We start from the raw sequence: 14,550 nt of genomic DNA on the forward strand, positions 1-14,550 counted from the left end.
AGGGGGTGGCATGTCCGCAGAACAGGGCAGCTCGAAGGTGCTCACGCTCACGCCCGCGTCCGAGCTCGCGCCGGTGGCCATGACGGGGCCGGTACCCATGACCGTGCCGGTGTCCGTGGCGGCGCCGACGGTCGTGACGCTCCCGGCGCCCGTGACGGCACCGACGGCCGCGGACAGCGCGGCCGGGGCGCTCGCCGACGCCCCGCCGGCCGCGCCGGCGGCCCCGGACGCCTCGGCGGCCATCGACACCCGCACACTGTCCCGCTCCCTGTTCCAGCGGCTCGCCGTGCTCGACCAGGACAGCCCCGAACGCACGTACGTCCGCGACACGCTCATCGAGCTGAACCTGCCGCTCGTGCGCTACGCCGCCGCCCGCTTCCGCAGCCGCAACGAGCCGATGGAGGACATCGTCCAGGTCGGCACGATCGGGCTGATCAAGGCGATCGACCGGTTCGACTGCGAACGCGGCGTGGAGTTCCCGACGTTCGCGATGCCGACGGTCGTCGGGGAGATCAAGCGCTTCTTCCGCGACACGTCGTGGTCGGTCCGCGTGCCCCGCCGCCTCCAGGAGCTGCGCCTCGCGCTGACCAAGGCCAGCGACGAGCTGGCGCAGAAGCTCGACCGCTCGCCCACCGTCCCCGAACTGGCCGCCGTGCTGGGCGTGTCGGAGGAGGACGTGGTCGACGGCCTCGCGGTCGGCAACGCGTACACGGCGTCCTCGCTGGACTCGCCCTCGCCCGAGGACGACGGCGGCGAAGGGTCGCTGGCGGACCGCCTCGGGTACGAGGACAGCGCCCTGGAGGGCGTGGAGTACCGCGAGTCGCTCAAGCCCCTGCTGGCCAAACTTCCGCCCCGTGAGCGCCAGATCATCATGCTGCGGTTCTTCGCGAACATGACGCAGTCGCAGATCGGCGAGGAGGTAGGCATCTCGCAGATGCACGTCTCCCGGCTGCTCACCCGGACGCTGGCGCAGCTGCGGGAAGGGCTCATCTCCGACTGAGCCCCGCCGGAGGCTTCATAACTGACGGCCCGTCAGCCACACTTGCGCGATGACCGCGAAGTGGCTCGGACGTGCGGCGGTGGCGCTCTGCGTGGGCGGGGCGCTGACCGCGTGCGGCAGTGGCGGTGACGGCGAGGGCAGGGCGGCGGTCGGAGCGGTCGGCTCCCGGCCGGACGGCGCCCCGGCCGGACCGGTGCCGCCCTCCGGCGAGGTGGTCCTGGTACCGCTGGACGGGACGGCCGCGCCGGACAGGCGCTCGCGCGCGGGCCCGGACGCCGGCAGGGCCCCGGGGACGCGTACGGAACCGGGCGCAGGTGCGGGCACGCCCGCCGCCGGGGCGGCACGGGGCGGCGTCACGCCTCCGGGCCCGTCCGGTACGGGCTCGGGCTCCGGCGCGGGCAAGGCTCCTGCGACGCCTGCGGGACCGGGCTCCGGCGCACCCGCGCCCGGCAGGCCGGCACCCGGGACGCCCTCGCCGGGCACGCCCGCGCCCACCACGCCGCCGGCGGACCGGCCACCGCCCGCCCCCGCCGCGCTCGCGGTCGGGGGTCACGTGCGTACGCCGACGGACCGGCGCTGGTGCGAGAGGGTCACGGTGGAGTTCCGCAACACCGGTGGCTCACCGGTGCGTTCGGGAACCGTCACCTTCGGCACGCACATCGTCGGGGCGCTGGGCGTCGACTGGGCGACGATCACGTCGACCCGGCCGCTGCCCGCGCCCATCCCCGCCGGCGCCACGAAGAGGGGGACGTACACGGTGTGCGTGGACGCCTGGCGGGTGCCGCTGGGCATGCACATCGACACCCGGGACGTCACAGCCGCCGACGCGCACGGCAGTCGCCGCTAGCCGCACCGAGCCCATCCGGTGCGGCTCGGGTGGACGCAGGTCGTGCATGCGGCTCGGGCGGGTGCAGCTCCGGTGGACGCGGCTCAGGCGAGTGCGAGCCAGGCGACGGCGGCGATGATGACGACGGCCGCGACGACACCGGCGATCAGGCCGGCCCGGGAGCGGGCCGGGGCCGCCGCCGGCTGCTGCCGCGCGGGCGCGCCCTCGTCGACGAACGCGCGGAACATCTGCGTGCTGCCCGCCGGGTCGTAGTTGCCCTCGGGGCCGTGCGGAGCGTGGGGGTTGTGTGCCATGGGGCAGGACCCTAGCGAACACGGGCCTGTCACCCCACTCCGGTCCCTGTCGACCTCCCCTTTGCCAGGTCTTTAGTCGCCTTCGCCCCTTATTAGTTTGCCTGTAGCAACCAATCGCTTCTATGGTTGCTCTAAGCAACAAGATGTGTGGGGGTGTCCATGGCCGAGCGGAGTCAGTACGAAGAGCTGGCCCGGCAACTGAGCGCCATCGGCGCCGTCAAGCGTGGTCTCGCGCGGCTGCTGCCCGCGGAGTGCCCGCCCGGCTCCGCGGCCGTGCTGGCCCTGCTCGACCGGTACGGCGAGATGCGGATGAGCCGGCTGGCGGAGCTGCTCGCCGTCGACATGTCGGTGACCAGCCGGCACGTGGCGCACGTCGCCGAGCGCGGCCTGGTCGAGCGGCAGCCGGACCCGGGCGACAAGCGCTCGCGCATCCTGCGGCTGACCCCGGCGGGCAAGGACCTGCTCGACGACCTCGGCCGCCGGTCGGCGGACCTGTTCGCCCACCACCTCAAGGACTGGTCCGACGACGACGTCGGACAGCTCAACGCGATGCTGGCCCGCCTCCGTACCGACTTCGGGGACTGCCGGGCCCATGCCACCACCCGTACACCCGCGCAATAGACAGACGTAAAGGAAGTTCATGGCTACGACCACACCGACCGGTGTGCGGGGCGGCCACCACGCCAAGACCCGCGACGGTGGCGGCGGTGCGCCGATGACGCACCGGCAGATCATGGAGGCGCTGTCCGGGCTCCTGCTCGGCATGTTCGTCGCCATCCTGTCGTCGACGATCGTCTCCAACGCCCTGCCGGAGATCATCACCGACCTCGGCGGCGGCCAGAGCGCCTACACCTGGGTCGTGACGGCCGCCCTGCTGTCGATGACCGCCACCACCCCGCTGTGGGGCAAGCTCGCCGACCTCTTCTCCAAGAAGCTGCTGGTGCAGCTGGCCCTCGTGATCTACGTGGCGGGCTCGGTCGTCGCCGGTCTGTCGCAGAACACCGGCATGCTCATCGCCTGCCGCGTCGTCCAGGGCATCGGCGTGGGCGGACTGACCGCCCTCGCGCAGATCATCATGGCCGCGATGATCTCCCCGCGGGAGCGCGGCCGCTACAGCGGCTACCTCGGCGCGACCTTCGCCGTCGCCACTGTCGGCGGACCGCTGCTCGGTGGTGTGATCACCGACACCGACTGGCTGGGCTGGCGGTGGTGCTTCTACGTCGGCGTCCCGTTCGCGATCATCGCGCTGGTGGTGCTCCAGAAGACGCTGAAGCTGCCGGTGGTCAAGCGGCAGGTCAAGGTCGACTGGGCGGGCGCCCTCTTCATCAGCGCCGCGGTCTCGCTGCTGCTGATCTGGGTCACTTTCGCCGGTGACAAGTACGACTGGCTGTCGTGGCAGACGTCCGTCATGGTCGGCGGCGCGGTGGTGCTGGGCGCGCTCTTCCTGCTCGTCGAGTCGAAGGCGAGCGAGCCGATCATCCCGCTGCGGCTGTTCCGCAACCGGACGATCACGCTGGCCTCGCTCGCGTCGCTCTTCGTCGGTGTCGCGATGTTCGCGGGCACCGTCTTCTTCAGCCAGTACTTCCAGCTGGCGCGCGACAAGTCGCCGACGATGTCCGGCGTCATGACCATCCCCATGATCGCGGGGCTGTTCGTCTCCTCGACCGTCTCCGGCTTCGTCATCACCAAGACCGGCCGCTGGAAGGCCTGGCTGGTCAGCGGCGGTGTGCTGGTGACGGGCGGCCTCGGCCTGCTGGGCACCATCAGGTACGACACCGCGTACTGGCACATCGCGGTGTACATGGCCGTCCTGGGCCTGGGCCTCGGCATGATGATGCAGAACCTGGTCCTGTGCACGCAGAACCAGGTCGCCCCGGCGGACCTCGGCTCGGCGTCCTCCGTCGTCACCTTCTTCCGTTCCCTGGGCGGTGCGATCGGCGTCTCGGCGCTGGGCGCCGTCATGGCCAACCGCGTCACCCACTACGTCCAGGACGGTCTCACCGAGCTCGGCCCGAAGGGCGCGGCGCTCGGCCACGGCGGCACGGGCGGCGGCAGCATCCCCGACCTGGACGCGCTGCCGGCCCCGATCCGCACGGTCATGGAGAGCGCGTACGGGCACGGCGTCGCGGACGTCTTCCTCTACTCGGCGCCCTTCGCCCTGGTCGCCTTCCTGGTCACCCTGTTCATCAAGGAGGTCGCGCTGAAGGGCAACGCGACGAAGGCCGAGCCGGACGCCGAGCCGGCGGCTGCCGCGTCCGCCGGAACGGTCGCCGGGCCGGTCCCGGGAGCGGTCCGCGGACTGCCGGACGACAGCGGGGACGGCAGCGGGGACGGCAGCGGAGACGGCGGTGCGCACGGCACCCTGACCGGCACGCTGTCCGGCATCGCCGTCCTCGGCACCGTCCGCACCGCCGAGGGCACGGCCGTCGCCCGCGCCGCCGTCACCCTCATCTCCCTGGGCGGGCGGCAGCTGGGCCGCTCGGTCGCCCATGCCGACGGCACGTACGCGCTGGACGCCCCGGGTTCCGGCTCGTACGTCCTCATCGCCTCCGCCGACGGCTTCCAGCCGCAGGCGTCCACGATCGTCGTCGGCGAGGAACCGCTGCACCACGAGATCCTGCTGTCCGGTACGAGCGGACTCGCCGGCGCGGTGAGGGCCGCCGACGGCGGGGCACCGGTCGCGGGCGCGATGGTGATCGTGACCGACGTGCGCGGCGACGTGCTGGCCAGCGGCACGTCCGCGGAGGACGGCACCTTCCTCTTCGGGGAGCTGGTGCCCGGCGCGGTGACCGTCGCGGTCAACGCCGACGGCTACCGGCCGCTCGCCCTGCCGGTCGAGATCGGCGGCCAGGGCGTCACCCGGATCGAGGCCCCGCTGGAGGCGGGTGCCCGCATCCAGGGCACCGTACGGGCCGGGGCGGATCGCCGCCCGCTGGCCGACGCGCGGGTCACGCTCGTCGACGCGGCCGGGAACGTCGTCGCCACGGCGACGACCGGCGAGGACGGCGCGTACGGCTTCGCCGACCTGAGCGCGGGCGCGTACACGGTCATCGCGACCGGCTACCCGCCGGTGGCCGGTGCGCTCACCGTGACCGGCCGCGGTGCGGACGGCCACGACATCGAGCTCGCCCACCCCGGCGAGTGACCCACGGCTCGGGTGCCCCGAGCGGAGGCACCCGATGAAGGGGCGGCAGGCAGGGGACGGCCTGCCGCCCCGCTTTTCGTACGAGGAGGAGGACCCCATGGCACTGCACGCACAGGTACGCACCCGCGACGGCTGGGCGGTCCAGCACGCGGTGGTGACGGTGACCGACATGACCGGCACTCAGGTGCTGCGGGCCGACGCCGGACCGGACGGGGTCGTCAGCTCCGCCACGCCGCTCGCGCCCGGCCCGTACACGGTGGTCGTCACGGCCGTCGGATACGCCCCCGCCGCGCGCACCGCGCTGGTGGGGGCCGGTGGGCGGGCCGAGCTCGGCGCGGTGGTGCTCGCCCGCGCGGGCGGCGTGGAGCTCCCGCCCCCGGGAGCCTGGACCCTGGACCCGGCCCACTCGTCGGTCGGCGCGGTGGCGCAGCACCTGGGCATCTCCAGCGTGCACGGCCGCTTCACCGAGTTCGCCGGCCGGATCGGCATCGCCCCGGACATCGTGTCGTCCCGCGTGGAGGCGGTGATCGCGGCGGCTTCCATCGACACGGGCAACGCCCTGCGGGACAAGCACCTGAAGTCCCCGGACTTCCTGGACGCAGAGGCGTACCCCGAGATCGTCTACCGCAGCCACGGCCTGACCCCCGCGGGCCCGGACCGGTGGACCGTCCACGGCACGCTGTCGCTCCACGGCATCAGCCGGGACGTGGACCTCGACCTGTCGTACCTGGGCACCGGCCCGGACCCGTGGGGCGGGACGCGGGCGGCCTTCCGCGCCACGGCCGAGCTGCGGCGGGACGACTTCGCGATGCACTACAACCAGGTGGTGCAGGCGGGGATCTCGGCGATCGGCACGACGCTCAGGGTGGAGCTGGACGTCCAGGCGGTGCAGGGCGACGGGCTGCCCGCGGCCCTCTAGTCCTGCGCGGGGTTGCGGCGCTCCATCGCCTCGATGCCGGCGATCAGAAGCTCCAGCGCGAAGTCGAAGTCGCGCTCGCGCATCTCCTGCACCGTGTCACCGCCCCGCGCCTCCATGAGCTCCGTGGCGCGCCGGAAGTCCCGCTCGTAGCCGGGCTGGGCCAGGACGGCGCTCATCGCCTCGCGGTAGTACTCGTCCTGGCTCATGCCCGCGCTCGCGCAGCGCTGGATGAAGTGGCCCTCGATGGTGCCGAACCCGTACACGAACTGGAAGACCGCCGACATGGCGCCCGTCTGGCCGTGGGCCGGCAGCCCCGTGTTGCCGATGACGCGCTGCACGCACAGCGCGAACGCCATCGAGTGCGGACCGATGTTGAGGAAGCGGCCGATCAGCGGGGAGACCCAGGGGTGGCGCACCAGCAGGGCCCGGTAGCCGGTGGCGAGCTCCCGCAGCTGGACGCGCCAGTCGGCGGCGGGGGCCGGGGCCTGGTTCCGTTGCGGGTCGGGGGTCTGGTCCTGGGCCTGGTTCCGTTGCGGGTCGGGGGTCTGGTCCTGGGCCGGGTGCCGTTGCGGGTCGGAGGCCGGTTCCTGGTCCTTTTCCGGGTCGGGGGCCCGTTGCGGATCCGGGTCCGGAGCCGGGCTCGGGTCCGGCAGGGTGAGCTCGCCGAAGACCGCGTCGATCGCGAGCTCCAACAGGTCGTCCTTGGTGTCGACGTACCAGTAGACCGACATCGCCGTGACGTTCAGCTCCGCCGCGAGCCGCCGCATGGAGAACTTGGCCAGGCCTTCGGCGTCGAGCAGCCGGACCGCCGCCGCCGTGATCCGCTCGCGGTCGAGCCCCGTGGGCTGGTCCGCCTTGCGGGTCCGCGGAGCCCGGCCCCCGCCCTCCAGCCACACGCTGGAGTGCGCCGGGCGCTTCGTGCGGTCGGCTGCCGACACCATGGGCGTTCCTCCTCGTTCCTGGCCCCCGATGCTATGCCCGCGTCCGCTCGGCGCGCCTGAGCAGCAGCGCCGCCAGCAGGCCGCCCGCCAGGACCGCCGCCGCGCCCACCAGTTGGCTGGTCTCCAGGCTGGTGGCGAAGGCCTCCGCGATGCGGGCCCGGTCGGCCGGGCCGTCCGCCGCCGCGAGCGCCGCCGGGAGGGAGGCGGCGGAGACGGACACGAGCGCGGTGAACCGGGAGTTGAGCACGGCCCCGAGGACGGCGACGCCCAGGCCGTTGCCGAACTCCGCGAGCGTGCCGTTGATGCCGGCGCCCACGCCCGCCTTCTCCGGCGGTATCGCGCTCATGATGGCGTTGGCCATGGCCGGCATGGACAGGGCGACGCCCGCACCCATGACGACCAGCCCGAGCAGCATGCCTCCGTAGCCGTGGGCCCCGCCCAGGACGGCGATCGCGGCGAGCCCCGCCGCCACCATGGCCATGCCGAGGGCGATGGTCCACGGCGTACCGAGCTTCGGCAGCAGTCGCGCACCGATGCCGCTCAGGTTGAGGACGACGACGGTGAGCGCGAGCGGCGCGGTGCGCAGGCCCGCGTCCAGCGGCCCGTACCCGAGCACGAACTGCAGGTGCTGTGTCAGCAGGAACAGCGAGCCGGTCATGCCGAAGGCGACCAGGATCGCGCCCGCCACGGCCCCCACGAACCGCTGGTTGCGGAAGAAGTGCATGTCCAGCATCGGATGCGGGGTGCGGAGCTCCCACAGGGCGAACGCGCCGAGGACCACCGCGCCGACCGAGGCGGCGACCACCACCTGACCCGACGTCCAGCCGTGCTCGGGGCCCGAGATGATCGCGTACACCACGGCCGTCATGCCGATGGTGGACAGCAGCGCGCCGAGCAGGTCGGGCCGGTCGCCCTGCTTGTGCTTGGACTCGGGGACGAGCACGGCGACGGCGGCGAGGCCGATGACCGCCACGGGGATGTTGATCAGGAAGATCGCGCCCCACCAGAAGTGGTCGAGCATGAAGCCGCCGAGCAGCGGCCCGGCGGCGAAGCCGAGCGAGCTGACCGTGGACCACAGGGCGATGGCCTTCACCCGCTCGGTGTCGTCGAAGACCTGGACGACGACGGCGAGGGTGGTGGTCATCAGCAGCGCGCCGCCGACACCCATGCCCGCCCGCGCGGCGATCAGCTGCGCGGAGGTCTGCGCGAGGCCGGCGGCGAGCGAGCCGACGCCGAACAGGGCGAGGCCGATGAGCAGCATCTTCCTGCGGCCGTAGCGGTCGGCGGCGTTGCCCGCGGTGAGCAGCAGGCCCGACTGGACGAGCGAGTAGGCGTTGATCATCCACTGCACGTCGGAGGTCGTGGCGTCGAGCTCGTCGGTGAGGGAGGGGATCGCGACGTTGAGGACGGTGTTGTCGAGCAGCACGGTGAGCTGGGCGAGGCAGATGACCCCCAGGATCAGCCAGCGCTGCGGGTGGCCACCGCCGGAGGATCCGGGGGCGGTGGTGGAGTGCTCGGCGCTCGTGGCCGTCATGCGGGCAGCTCCTTGTACGGTGTACGGGACTTGGTCTCGTACACCGTACAAGGGTTCTCGTACGCCGTATAACTATTTTCGCCGCGCCGGAACTTCGCCGCGCCGGCACACCGTCACGCCGTCGCGCGTCACCTGCTCGACGGAGCTGTCAGGTCGTAGAGCGTGACGCCGTCGACGGTGACCTTCGTGAAGGCGGACGCCACCCAGGTGCCGGTCTCGGAGGCGGCACCGGAACCACCGGGTCCGCCCGGGCCGCCGGGGGCGCCCTCCCCGCCGCCGCCCGCGCCGCCGCCCGGGATGAAGTAGTGGATCCTGCCCTCGGCGACGTACTGCTGGAACCGGGCGAGCGTCGGGGACGGGTCGCTGCCGTTGAAGCCGCCGATGACCATGACGGAGGTCGACGTCCATGTAGGCGAGGACGGGCGCGTCGGAGCGCGGCCAGCCGGTGCGCAGGGCGCGGCCGCGGCCCTTCTGCTCCAGCCCTACGGACCGTAAGCCGGGCAGCTCCGCCGCCATGCGGGCGGCGAGGACGGGCGTGCCGTCGGTGCTGGCGTTGTCGGCGACGGTGATGCGGAAGCCGTACGGGAAGGTGCGGGCGAGGTGCGCGTGCAGGCGCAGCACGCACGGTTCGAGGTCCTTCTCCTCGTTGTGCACGGGGATCACGACATCCAGGACGGGCCGCCCGCCGGTGTCCCGTACGGGCACGTGCTCCCGGGCCGGAAGCGTGAGGCATTCCATGGGTGTTGGCATGCCGCCGACGCTTCCGGCGGCCGCCGTCATGCCCGTGTGACGAGCCTGTGGCCGGGCTGTGAGTCCTCGGCCGGCAGGCGCACGGTGAAGACCGTCCGCCCGGGTGCGCTGCGCACGGCCACCTCGCCGCCGTGCGCGGTGACGACCGCGCGCACGATGGCGAGCCCGAGGCCGGTGGAGCCGGTGGAGCGGCCCGCACCCGCGGAGCCGGAGCCGGGGCCGGGGCCGGAGCCCGTTCCGTCACGCCCGAGCAGACACCCACGCCAGCGCCCGCCTCGTCCCCACGCCTGCCACCGGCGCAGGGGTGCCCTCACTCGCCCGGCTTGATCAGGTAGCCGGCGCCGCGCCGGGTGTGGATCATCGGCGGGCGGCCCGCGTCGATCTTCTTCCGCAGGTACGAGATGTAGAGCTCGACCACGTTCGCCTGTCCGCCGAAGTCGTAGCTCCACACGCGGTCGAGGATCTGCGCCTTGCTCAGCACCCGCCGCGGGTTGCGCATCAGGTACCGCAGCAGCTCGAACTCCGTCGCCGTCAGGTGGACCCCGGCCCCGCCGCGCGTCACCTCATGGCTGTCCTCGTCGAGGACCAGGTCCCCGACGACGAGCAGCGACTCGCTGCGCACCGCCGCCGCGCCCGAGCGCCGGACCAGCCCGCGCAGCCGCGCCACGACCTCCTCCAGGCCGAACGGCTTGGTGACGTAGTCGTCGCCGCCCGCCGTGAGACCCGCGATCCGGTCCTCCACCGCGTCCTTCGCCGTCAGGAACAGCACCGGGACCTCGGGCAGTTCGCGCCGCACCCGGCCGAGGACCGCCAGCCCGTCCGTGTCGGGCAGCATCATGTCCAGGACGACGGCGTCCGGCCGGAACTCCCGTGCCGCCCGCACCGCGCCCGCGCCGTCCCCGCAGCTGCGCACGTCCCACCCCTCGTACCGCAGGGCCATGGACAGCAACTCGGCGAGCGACACCTCGTCGTCGACGACGAGCACCCGGACGGGACTCCCGTCGGGCCTGAGCTTCTCGGTCCGCATGCCGGTACGCATGGGGGTACGCGTGTCGGCACGCATGTGGGTACGCATCTCGGTACGCATGCGCCCACGGTCGCGGCCGCCCCTGAAGGAACGCTTGCCCCTCCCTGTGAATCCGCTAAGAAACCGCCGGCTCGCCGAAGAGCCGGGCCCCGTTCCCGTAACAGACCGCCCGCAGCCACTCCTCCCCGAGGCCGAGCCGCTCCAGCGCCTCCAGCTGATGCAGGTACCCGTACGGGATGTTCGGGAAGTCGCTCCCGAGCAGGATGCGGTCCCCCAGTTCCAGCAGCCGCCCCCGCTCGCCCGGCGGGAAGGGCGCGAGGCGCTCGCTGAAGTCGGTGAACGCCATCGTCGTGTCCAGCCGCACCTCCCCGTACCGCTCGGCGAGGCCGAGGAAGTCGGCGTATTCGGGCATCCCCATGTGCGCCACGACCAGCCGCAGCCGCGGGTGCCGCGCGAGCAGCCGCGCCACCGGCCCGGGCCCGGTGTGCTTGCCCGGGGCGGGCCCGGAGCCGCAGTGGATCACGATCGGTACGCCGGCCTCGGCGAGCAGCCCCCAGGCGCCGTCCAGCAGCGGGTCGTTCGGGTCGTACCCACCGACCTGGACGTGCGCCTTGAACACCCGCGCGCCGCTCTCCACCGCCTCGCGCACGTACCGCTGGACGCCCTCCTCGGGGAAGAGGGTGGCCGTGCGCAGGCACCCCGCCACCCGCTCCGCGAACCGCGCGGCCCAGGCGTTGAGCCACTGGGCCATGCCCGGCTTGTGCGGGTAGAGCATCGAGGTGAAGCGCACCACCCCGAAGTCCCGCAGCAGCGCGACCCGCCTGTCCTCCTCCTCCCGGTAGGTGATGGGCCACTCGACGCCGGTCAGCGGCCCGACGGCGTCGAAGTAGGCCCACACCTTGCGCAGGACGCGGTCGGGCATGAAGTGCGTGTGCACGTCGACGAGCCCGGGCGTCCCGAGCCGTGTCCAGAAGGCCCTGACGTCCTCGGCCTCGCGTTCAGAAGAGCCCACCCTGCGCCCCCTTCGGTATCCGCACCACCGGCACGGTGGTCCCCTCCCCGCCGCTGACGAGGTCCCACCCCGTGAGCAGCCGTGTGTCGAGCACGATCCGCCGCCCGTCCGGCGCCACGAGGTGCACGTCCGGACCGGCGGCCGCGGCGACCGTGCCGTGCACCTCCCCGTCCGCGACCAGCTCCCGCACCACCCCGTCGACCCCGTCCACCCCCGCGAGCCCGAAGACCTCCGCGTGGTCGGCGACCCGCGGCTCGACCCGCTCCAGGGTCTCGCCCCACCCGGGCACCTCCGCGGCCCGCCGGTACAGCGCCATGACCTCGGCGGCCCGCTCCGCCGGGCCGGGCAGCCCGGCCCGGGCGGCGCGCTTCACGGCGTACGGGATCCGGTCGGGCACCCCGAGCGCGCTCCCGAGCACGTCCTCGGTCCGCCGCGCGGCCATCAGCGGCCCGCGCCCGAGCCAGGTGAACGCCACGGCCCCCTGCTCCAGCAGCCGGGCGTCGCCCCGCTCCTGCGCGGTGATGCCCACCTTGACCAGGCCGGGTCCGAACCACGCGAGGTACACGCGGAAGACCCGGGGATCGTCCGGCACCGCGTCGGCCGCCACCGAGGTCATCCGGTCCAGCCGCGTGCACTCGGCGCACCGCCCTCCGGTGCTGCGCCCGGCCACGACGGCCGCCAGGGGGCAGGGATGGCCGCGGGCCCCGGCGCACCGCCGTTCGCCGGCGGCGCGGAAGCCGATCTCCCGGCCGTACGGCAGCGGGCTGGCCCGCCCGCCCTCCCAGGCCAGCACGGGCCTGCCGTCCCGCCACCGCAGCCCGGCGGCCCGGGTCACAGCACGCAGCGGGTACGGCCGCCCGCGGTGGTGTCCCTCAGGTCGCGCAGCATGGTGTGCCTCTCCCGCACGTCCTTCAGCACCACGGGGTCGAGGTCCGCGAGGACGATCTCCGCCTCATCGGCGCCCGCTTCGGCCACGAGCCGCCCGTCCGGCCCCCACACGCCGCTCCCGCCGCAGGTGTTCCAGCCCCCGGTCCGCCCCACGTGGTTGGCGAGCACGCTGTACATGGTGTTGTCGAAGGCCCGCGCGGGGAACCACATCCGCGACTCGTGGTAGCCGTTGCCCACGCCGAACAGCGCGCCCACGACGTACGCATGGCACCCGTCGAGCGCGGCCGCCCGCGCGTGCTCGGGGAAGCCGGAGTCGTAACAGATCCCGAGGCCGAGCCGCCATCCGTCGACCTCGACCGTGCAGCCGGCCTCCCCGTGCCGGTAGACGTCGCGCTCCGCGGCGAACAGAGTCTGCTTGTCGTACCGCCCGGCGTCCCGGCCCTGCGCGTCGATCACCAGCGCCGACACGTACAGCGCCCCGCCGTCGTGCACGGCCGCCCCGACGATCCCCACGACCCCGCCGTCCCGGCATGCCTCGCGCACCCCGTCCAGCCGCGCGTCCCCCACCTGAACGGCGCACCGCTCCGGTTCGGCGGCGATCAGCCCCGGCTCGTACCCGCTCAGGAACTTCTCCGGGAACACCACCACGCGCGCCCCGCGCCCGGCGGCCCGGCGCACCATCGCGGCCACGGCCGCGGCATTGGCCCCGACGTCCCCGGCGACCGGCGTCGCCTGCGCGGCGGCCACACGCAACGCCCGCGAGGGCGACTGTTCGCTCGGCATACGGGTCAACCTAGCAATCCGGCCCCAACGCGAGAGGCCCCGGACTCTCGTCCGGGGCCTCTCGCGTGCTGTGCACTCGGCAGGATTCGAACCTGCAACCTTCTGATCCGTAGTCAGATGCTCTATCCGTTAAGCTACGAGTGCTTGTGCTTCCCGGGCTTTTCTGCCCGGTCGGCGTTGCGGGAACAACATTACATGACCTGCGCCGTCACGCGAAATCCGTTATCCATACCCGCCCTGACCTGGGCAAATACCCCCAGGCAAGATCAGGGACCGCCCTCGTGGCCCCCGCCCGGAAGCACCCGGAAGGGTCTGCACGAGACAGGAAGTGACCGGAAGCACCCGGACGGGCCGCACGCGGGAGGAAGTGTCCGGAAGCCATCGGTCACACACCGGGCCGTCGTCCGTCCCGGCCGTGGTCGCCTCACCGGTCCCGGGAACGGCCGAAGCCCCGGCCGTGGGGCCGGGGCTTCGGGTGGTGCGGCGGAGGCGGAGGGATTTGAACCCTCGATGGGCTTTAAGACCCAAACCGCATTAGCAGTGCGGCGCCATAGACCGGACTAGGCGACGCCTCCAGTGGACACCCACGCGAGCGCGGGTGGTGCGTGCAGATGATGACACAGCCCAGGGGGGTGTCACCAATCGCTCCCCACGGTACTAGGCGTGCGGGGCGCAGAGCAAAGGCTTTCGGGTTGCGCAACGCGCGGGGCGGTGCAGCGTTAGTGAGGTGAGGGATCCCGGGACGATCCGGGCATCCCGACGGTTTCGTGGTTCCGTGACCCTGGAGTTCGTATGCTGCGCCGTCTCGTCCTCACCGCCACCGCGTCCCTCGCCGTCCTCGGCGCCGCCGCACCCGCCGCGCTGGCCGGTACGACCGGGCCACTGATCCCGCGGCTGCCGTCCGTGCCGCTGCTGGCCGCCACCGACAAGCTGACCGTCACCGTGGCCGGCTCCGGCAGCGCCGCGCTGGACGGCACCTTCGAGCTGGAGTGCGGGGCACGCACCGCCGGCGGGAACCACCCGCAGGTGCAGCGCGCCTGCATCCGGCTGGAAGAGCTCTCCCAGGACGGCGGCGACCCGTTCGCTCCCGTGGCCCAGGACCGGATGTGCACCATGCAGCACGGCGGTGACGCGACCGCCCACATCACCGGAACCTGGCACGGACAGCAGGTGGACGCCCGGTTCGACCGGAGCAACGGTTGCGAGATCCAGCGGTGGGACACCCTGGAACCGGTGCTTCCGCGGACCGGCGCGTAAGACGGGGGAGGGGCGGGTTCCAGCCGGAACCCGCACACAACCTTCGCCGGGGCGACCCCGTCATCCGCCGCCGCACCCATTGCGCCTGCCCTTAGACTCCCTCCAGTGACAGGCCCCGGCCCGAGGGGTGGCAGTAGGTCAGTGGGAGGAAGCG

The 14,550-nt window shown here is 73.1% G+C and carries 14 protein-coding genes, 2 tRNA genes and 2 pseudogenes; 6 read left to right on the top strand and 12 right to left on the bottom strand.

Going from position 1 to position 14,550, the window contains the following annotated elements; genetic code table 11:
- Window positions 1-10: 10 nt before the first annotated feature.
- Both ACIA79_RS22160 and ACIA79_RS22165 read left to right on the top strand, forming a co-directional pair.
- Window positions 11-1,000 carry an RNA polymerase sigma factor SigF gene (locus ACIA79_RS22160; protein WP_399430059.1) on the top strand — a complete coding sequence of 330 codons (990 nt, stop codon included), beginning with the start codon at window positions 11-13 and terminating at the stop codon, window positions 998-1,000.
- A gap of 49 nt (window positions 1,001-1,049) precedes the next feature.
- Window positions 1,050-1,847: a hypothetical protein gene (locus ACIA79_RS22165; protein WP_399430060.1), complete on the top strand. Its 798-nt coding sequence runs from the start codon at window positions 1,050-1,052 to the stop codon at window positions 1,845-1,847.
- An 83-nt stretch (window positions 1,848-1,930) separates the two neighbouring features.
- On the opposite strand, the gene ACIA79_RS22170 is transcribed toward ACIA79_RS22165, so the two are convergent.
- Window positions 1,931-2,140, bottom strand: coding sequence for a hypothetical protein (locus ACIA79_RS22170; protein WP_399430061.1), 210 nt, complete (start codon window positions 2,138-2,140; stop codon window positions 1,931-1,933).
- Window positions 2,141-2,299: 159 nt separating this feature from the next.
- Between ACIA79_RS22170 and ACIA79_RS22175 the strand changes: the two genes are divergently transcribed.
- The 3 genes from ACIA79_RS22175 to ACIA79_RS22185 all read left to right on the top strand — a co-directional run bounded on the left by ACIA79_RS22175 (window position 2,300) and on the right by ACIA79_RS22185 (window position 6,204).
- A complete protein-coding gene (locus tag ACIA79_RS22175; RefSeq protein ID WP_399430062.1) occupies window positions 2,300-2,761 on the top strand; it encodes a MarR family winged helix-turn-helix transcriptional regulator in 462 nt (153 codons plus the stop codon).
- 19 nt (window positions 2,762-2,780) lie between these two features.
- Window positions 2,781-5,285, top strand: a complete 2,505-nt coding sequence (locus tag ACIA79_RS22180; RefSeq protein ID WP_399430063.1) for an MFS transporter — start codon at window positions 2,781-2,783, stop codon at window positions 5,283-5,285.
- Window positions 5,286-5,382: 97 nt separating this feature from the next.
- Window positions 5,383-6,204 (top strand): YceI family protein, encoded by an 822-nt coding sequence (locus ACIA79_RS22185; protein WP_399430064.1) that lies wholly within the window; start codon window positions 5,383-5,385, stop codon window positions 6,202-6,204.
- On the opposite strand, the gene ACIA79_RS22190 is transcribed toward ACIA79_RS22185, so the two are convergent.
- The 11 genes and pseudogenes from ACIA79_RS22190 to ACIA79_RS22240 form a co-directional block, all read right to left on the bottom strand.
- Entirely contained in the window at window positions 6,201-7,145 is a 945-nt protein-coding gene (locus ACIA79_RS22190) for a TetR/AcrR family transcriptional regulator C-terminal domain-containing protein (RefSeq protein ID WP_399430065.1), read from the bottom strand. The two genes, ACIA79_RS22185 and ACIA79_RS22190, sit on opposite strands and share 4 nt — an antisense overlap.
- Window positions 7,146-7,176: 31 nt before the next feature.
- Window positions 7,177-8,679: an MFS transporter gene (locus ACIA79_RS22195; RefSeq protein ID WP_399430066.1), complete on the bottom strand. Its 1,503-nt coding sequence runs from the start codon at window positions 8,677-8,679 to the stop codon at window positions 7,177-7,179.
- Window positions 8,680-8,807: 128 nt separating this feature from the next.
- Window positions 8,808-9,068, bottom strand: a complete 261-nt coding sequence (locus ACIA79_RS22200; protein ID WP_399430130.1) for a hypothetical protein — start codon at window positions 9,066-9,068, stop codon at window positions 8,808-8,810.
- 4 nt (window positions 9,069-9,072) lie between these two features.
- A pseudogene (locus ACIA79_RS22205) lies at window positions 9,073-9,459 on the bottom strand (glycosyltransferase); the annotation flags it as partial.
- Window positions 9,456-9,620, bottom strand: a pseudogene (locus ACIA79_RS22210) (ATP-binding protein); the annotation flags it as partial. The pseudogenes ACIA79_RS22210 and ACIA79_RS22205, both read right to left, overlap by 4 nt.
- A gap of 119 nt (window positions 9,621-9,739) precedes the next feature.
- On the bottom strand, window positions 9,740-10,468 hold the full coding sequence (locus ACIA79_RS22215; protein ID WP_399430123.1) for a response regulator transcription factor: 729 nt from the start codon (window positions 10,466-10,468) through the stop codon (window positions 9,740-9,742).
- 103 nt (window positions 10,469-10,571) lie between these two features.
- Window positions 10,572-11,468, bottom strand: coding sequence for an amidohydrolase family protein (locus ACIA79_RS22220; RefSeq protein ID WP_399430067.1), 897 nt, complete (start codon window positions 11,466-11,468; stop codon window positions 10,572-10,574).
- Window positions 11,455-12,312, bottom strand: a complete 858-nt coding sequence (locus ACIA79_RS22225) for a DUF2797 domain-containing protein (protein WP_399430124.1) — start codon at window positions 12,310-12,312, stop codon at window positions 11,455-11,457. The genes ACIA79_RS22220 and ACIA79_RS22225 overlap by 14 nt, the downstream gene beginning before the upstream one ends.
- Window positions 12,300-13,139, bottom strand: coding sequence for a carbon-nitrogen hydrolase family protein (locus ACIA79_RS22230; RefSeq protein ID WP_399430068.1), 840 nt, complete (start codon window positions 13,137-13,139; stop codon window positions 12,300-12,302). The genes ACIA79_RS22225 and ACIA79_RS22230 overlap by 13 nt, the downstream gene beginning before the upstream one ends.
- A gap of 71 nt (window positions 13,140-13,210) precedes the next feature.
- Window positions 13,211-13,283, bottom strand: a tRNA-Arg gene (locus ACIA79_RS22235).
- A gap of 340 nt (window positions 13,284-13,623) precedes the next feature.
- A tRNA-Ser gene (locus tag ACIA79_RS22240) sits at window positions 13,624-13,714 on the bottom strand.
- Between the two features lie 217 nt (window positions 13,715-13,931).
- On the opposite strand from ACIA79_RS22240, the gene ACIA79_RS22245 reads away from it, so the two are divergent.
- Complete coding sequence (locus ACIA79_RS22245) at window positions 13,932-14,396, top strand: SSI family serine proteinase inhibitor (RefSeq protein ID WP_399430069.1); 465 nt, start codon at window positions 13,932-13,934, stop codon at window positions 14,394-14,396.
- Window positions 14,397-14,550: the final 154 nt, after the last annotated feature.

Origin of the sequence: Streptomyces sp. NPDC051310 (genome assembly GCF_044455245.1) — a bacterium.
Taxonomy (GTDB): domain Bacteria; phylum Actinomycetota; class Actinomycetes; order Streptomycetales; family Streptomycetaceae; genus Streptomyces.

Bases quoted from the DNA above. Each gene is read 5' to 3' on its own strand.
- ACIA79_RS22160 (WP_399430059.1), top strand. From the start codon at position 11: ATGTCCGCAGAACAGGGCAGCTCGAAGGTGCTCACGCTCACGCCCGCG.
- ACIA79_RS22165 (WP_399430060.1), top strand. From the start codon at position 1,050: ATGACCGCGAAGTGGCTCGGACGTGCGGCGGTGGCGCTCTGCGTGGGC.
- ACIA79_RS22170 (WP_399430061.1), bottom strand. From the start codon at position 2,140: ATGGCACACAACCCCCACGCTCCGCACGGCCCCGAGGGCAACTACGAC.
- ACIA79_RS22175 (WP_399430062.1), top strand. From the start codon at position 2,300: ATGGCCGAGCGGAGTCAGTACGAAGAGCTGGCCCGGCAACTGAGCGCC.
- ACIA79_RS22180 (WP_399430063.1), top strand. From the start codon at position 2,781: ATGGCTACGACCACACCGACCGGTGTGCGGGGCGGCCACCACGCCAAG.
- ACIA79_RS22185 (WP_399430064.1), top strand. From the start codon at position 5,383: ATGGCACTGCACGCACAGGTACGCACCCGCGACGGCTGGGCGGTCCAG.
- ACIA79_RS22190 (WP_399430065.1), bottom strand. From the start codon at position 7,145: ATGGTGTCGGCAGCCGACCGCACGAAGCGCCCGGCGCACTCCAGCGTG.
- ACIA79_RS22195 (WP_399430066.1), bottom strand. From the start codon at position 8,679: ATGACGGCCACGAGCGCCGAGCACTCCACCACCGCCCCCGGATCCTCC.
- ACIA79_RS22200 (WP_399430130.1), bottom strand. From the start codon at position 9,068: ATGGTCATCGGCGGCTTCAACGGCAGCGACCCGTCCCCGACGCTCGCC.
- ACIA79_RS22215 (WP_399430123.1), bottom strand. From the start codon at position 10,468: ATGCGTACCGGCATGCGGACCGAGAAGCTCAGGCCCGACGGGAGTCCC.
- ACIA79_RS22230 (WP_399430068.1), bottom strand. From the start codon at position 13,139: ATGCCGAGCGAACAGTCGCCCTCGCGGGCGTTGCGTGTGGCCGCCGCG.
- ACIA79_RS22245 (WP_399430069.1), top strand. From the start codon at position 13,932: ATGCTGCGCCGTCTCGTCCTCACCGCCACCGCGTCCCTCGCCGTCCTC.